Source organism: Flavobacterium cyanobacteriorum (assembly GCF_002251835.1).
Taxonomy (GTDB): Bacteria; Bacteroidota; Bacteroidia; order Flavobacteriales; family Flavobacteriaceae; genus Flavobacterium; species Flavobacterium cyanobacteriorum.
In genome coordinates, this window is record NZ_NOXV01000122.1 from 1 (window position 1) to 3,883 (window position 3,883).

A 3,883-nucleotide genomic window follows, 5' to 3' on the forward strand; every position below is an offset into this window, starting at 1 on the left:
TCAAATAAAAAACCGTCTCAAAATTTAAGTATTGAGACGGCTTCTTATAATAGTTAGATAATAATAGGTTTAATTGATAATTATCTTTTTCGAATAACGATTATTATTACTGTTAGTAATATTGATTATATAGATGCCGGAAACAGCTAAAGGATGTATTTGTATTGTTGATGTGCCGTTTTCTAAAGCTATATTTTTAGACTCAAGCTTTGCTCCGTTTATAGCATAAATTTCAAGGGCGCAATCGCCTAAGCTTTCATTGCTCGTAAATGATAATTCCCCATATTTTGCCCTTGTAGCATCTACAGCAAATGCACCTGCCTGGAAGTTGTTTGTTTTCAGTATGCTTCCCCATGAGAGGGAAACTGTTATCAAACCCGCCTTTCCTACAGGAATATTTGTTGTATTTTGCCTGAAACCAAGCCTGTCAATAGTGCTTGCCTGGTCGTTACCTGAGGCTGTGAAAGCATCGGCTGTAGCCGGTTCGGCTGCATTTAATAGAGGATTTACAAATAAACCTACAGTGTCATCATTACTGGCTCCCGATATGGTATATTTTACTACAAGCAGATGATCTTGCCCATATGCGTAGGTATTGGTAGTATATATAGTAGGGTTTCCTGTCCCACCTTTACTGATACCTACCGCAAAAGTTGAAGCCGACATTGATTTGATAAAGATCCTGAAGGTGGTATTAAAACTTGAGCCACTGCATACCCTGAAGAAGTCATTTGGAGTGGCAGCCGCATTTGATATATTTACGAGGAAAGCAAAATAGGCACTCCCTGATGTAACCGGTGTAAATAATGTGCCTACACCGTCAGCATCGGATTTTAGTTCAACAGCGGCTTCGCTTGTCCCGTAACCTGTGTAGGCGAGGCTCTGGTTTATCACTTTGGCGTTGCTGCACACAGCACCAACACAACTGCCAAATCCGCCGTTTGAAGTATTATTACTCCATGTACCCTGCCCGCTTAGGTTGTTGTTCGCGGTGTAGCCGGAAAAATTATCCTGGAAAATAATCTGCGCACTGACTGCATTAGCAATAAGCAGCGCCATAAATAGTAACTTTGTTTTCATAGCTTCTTATTTTTGCCAAAGATAGATATACTAATACATTTAACAAATTTTTAATAATCTATTTTAAATATTGCATTTCATGCAAAAAGTTTTCACGATGGCCAATAATGGTTAATTTTGCGGCATGCCAAGAGAAATCCAGATACAGGTAGCGCCTGAGGTTGCCGCACAGCAGCATCTGCTTATTGCCCACGTTCAGCAGCTTATGCAGGCATCGCCTGATGAAATTAAGCATATAGCTATTGTAAAACGTTCAATTGATGCCCGGCAAAAAGCAGTAAAGATCAACCTTAAGCTGGCTGTTTACCTTAATGAAGAATATAAAGGCTTTGAAATGCCTTTACCTGATTATAAGAATGTAAGTGAAGGCAGGGAAGTTATTATAATAGGGGCAGGGCCTGCCGGGCTGTTCGCAGCGCTTCAGCTCATAGAGCTTGGCCTTAAGCCTGTGGTGCTTGAAAGGGGTAAAGATGTGCAGGAACGCCGCCGGGACCTCAAGGCCATAAACCGTGACCATATTGTTAATCCCGAATCTAATTATTGTTATGGCGAAGGTGGTGCCGGCACATATTCTGACGGTAAACTATATACACGTTCTAAAAAGCGCGGTGATGTAGACCGTATCTTAAGGCTTTTTGTTGCTTTCGGTGCTTCGCCGGATATACTGGTGGAAGCCCACCCGCACATTGGTACAAATAAGCTGCCTAAAATTATTAAAGCCATGCGCGAAAAAATCATTGAGCATGGCGGGCAGGTGCTTTTTAATACTAAAGTAACCGATATCTTACTTAAAGGAAATGAAGTGGAGGGTGTGGTTACGCAGGCTAACGATATCATTAAGGCAAAGCAGGTAATACTGGCTACAGGCCATTCTGCACGGGATATTTTTGAGTTGCTTCACCAAAAAAAGATACATATTGAAGCTAAGCCTTTTGCGCTTGGTGTACGGGCAGAGCATCCGCAAAGCCTTATAGACAGCATACAATACAGCTGTGGTTTTAATGGCAGGGGAGAGTTCCTTCCCCCGGCGCCTTATGCTATTGTTAAGCAGGTAAACGGCCGGGGGATGTATTCCTTTTGTATGTGCCCCGGCGGCGTCATCGCGCCATGCGCTACCAGTCCCGGTGAAGTAGTTACCAACGGGTGGTCCCCTTCCAAACGCGATCAGGAAACAGCAAATTCAGGTATTGTTGTTGAGCTGCGCCCTGAGGATTTTAAACCTTTCGCCAGGCATGGCGCACTGGCAGGCATGGAGTTCCAGAAAGCAATTGAGCAGCAGGCATGGCGCATGGCAGGTGAAACGCAGCGGGTGCCGGCCCAGCGCATGGTTGATTTTACCCGGGGCAAAATATCAGCTGACATACCCAAAACATCTTATGTGCCCGGGACAACACCTGTAGAATTAGGTACAGTATTCCCGGGATTTATTACCCAGGTATTAAGGCAGGGTTTTATTGAATTCGGCAAATCCATGCGCGGATATTTAACCAATGAAGCCATACTTCATGCGCCTGAATCCAGGACATCATCTCCGGTGCGCATCCCGCGCGACCCCGAAACGCTGCTGCATGTGCAGGTAAGGGGGCTTTATCCCTGTGGCGAAGGAGCCGGTTATGCGGGTGGAATCATTTCTGCGGCCATAGATGGCGAAAAGTGCGCGCTTAAATGTGTGGTGGCTACCGTATAAAAAGCCTTTCATCAAAAGTAAAGGGTTCGCTATGGATAACGGTTACCTGCCTGCTATCGGGGTGCGATGGGTTGATGAGGTAGTTATATTCTCCCTGCACTACAGCCGAGGGTACTTTCATCACGGCATATTCCTGTTTTTCGGCAAAAGTATCACCGGTTAATTGGGTAGCGTGGGAGTGCGGTATGGATCGCCAGTTTTCGGGCAGTTCGCCGGGCAGGATTTCTTTAACGGCAACAGTATCTGGGATAGTTATAGTGACCAGCACATAATCAAGCGGTACATTGCCTAAGGGTGTATGTACGGCAATTTCTGCGGTGCATAGCGCCCTTGTTTCCGAGGTATATACCATAGCCGTGCCTTTGCTGTTCCAGCGGCCGCCGGCTTTTTCTGCGCCTTTCCCCGAAAGGTCGCCTGCAAACTGTGCCCTCGCCAGCCGGTACACTATCATGACAGCACACCGTGTTCAATGCGGGTGAGTTCGTCCCGTATCAGCCCAATGCCAAAGGAGTTATCCAGCAGTTCTTTGGGCCTTATCCGTCCCAGGGCAAGGTTTTCGGTATCCAGCCAGGCGTTAAATTTTGTATCGCTGCCAAATACTTCAACCCCTTTGCGGTACAGCAGGGTTATTTCCAGTATTTTTTCGGACTGTGGTACATCAAAGGTCCTGCCTTCTTTTTTATAGCGCTGCATAGTCCTTTCTGAAAGATGGAGGAACGAAGACCATTCATTAAGGTCAAAAGCGCTGCTCTCTACCAGTTTCACAAAGCTTGAAAATGCTATTCCGTTCCTTACCAGCTCAATTAGCGACAGAATATTTTTATCATCAGTAGCGTTGTAAGTTGTTTCCGGGTTAAAAAGGTCAAAGGCATCCATGGTGATATTTTTTGTAAAGGTATGAAAAATGTCGTAAATATCACGACACTTGTCGTAATAAAATTATCAAGTTTCCTGATAGTATTTCTGTTAACCGGCCTTCTATTGTTAATAGGTATACACGCAATACATTATTGATATATGCAATATACTAAAATTTAACAGGACTTTAGCACACGCACCCTTACTGTGAGGTATAGCCCCGATTGTAGCGGCATCCTCCCCGCCGCCCGCTTTTGC

4 protein-coding genes are annotated in these 3,883 nt (G+C 45.0%); 1 reads left to right on the plus strand and 3 read right to left on the minus strand.

Annotation, left to right across the window (positions count from 1 at the left end; genetic code table 11):
* Positions 1–69 precede the first annotated feature (69 nt).
* Positions 70–1,080: a T9SS type A sorting domain-containing protein gene (locus tag CHU92_RS01555; protein ID WP_094411916.1), complete on the minus strand. Its 1,011-nt coding sequence runs from the start codon at positions 1,078–1,080 to the stop codon at positions 70–72.
* A 124-nt stretch (positions 1,081–1,204) separates the two neighbouring features.
* Here CHU92_RS01555 and CHU92_RS01560 point away from each other — a divergent pair, with 124 nt between their 5' ends.
* Positions 1,205–2,767 (plus strand): NAD(P)/FAD-dependent oxidoreductase, encoded by a 1,563-nt coding sequence (locus CHU92_RS01560; protein WP_094411918.1) that lies wholly within the window; start codon positions 1,205–1,207, stop codon positions 2,765–2,767.
* On the opposite strand, the gene CHU92_RS01565 is transcribed toward CHU92_RS01560, so the two are convergent.
* Together CHU92_RS01565 and parS are read right to left on the minus strand one after the other, a co-directional pair.
* Positions 2,757–3,218, minus strand: a complete 462-nt coding sequence (locus tag CHU92_RS01565; RefSeq protein ID WP_094411919.1) for an RES family NAD+ phosphorylase — start codon at positions 3,216–3,218, stop codon at positions 2,757–2,759. The genes CHU92_RS01560 and CHU92_RS01565 overlap by 11 nt on opposite strands.
* Entirely contained in the window at positions 3,215–3,643 is a 429-nt protein-coding gene (parS, locus tag CHU92_RS01570; RefSeq protein ID WP_094411921.1) for a type II RES/Xre toxin-antitoxin system antitoxin, read from the minus strand. The genes CHU92_RS01565 and parS overlap by 4 nt, the downstream gene beginning before the upstream one ends.
* Between the last annotated feature and the right edge of the window lie 240 nt (positions 3,644–3,883).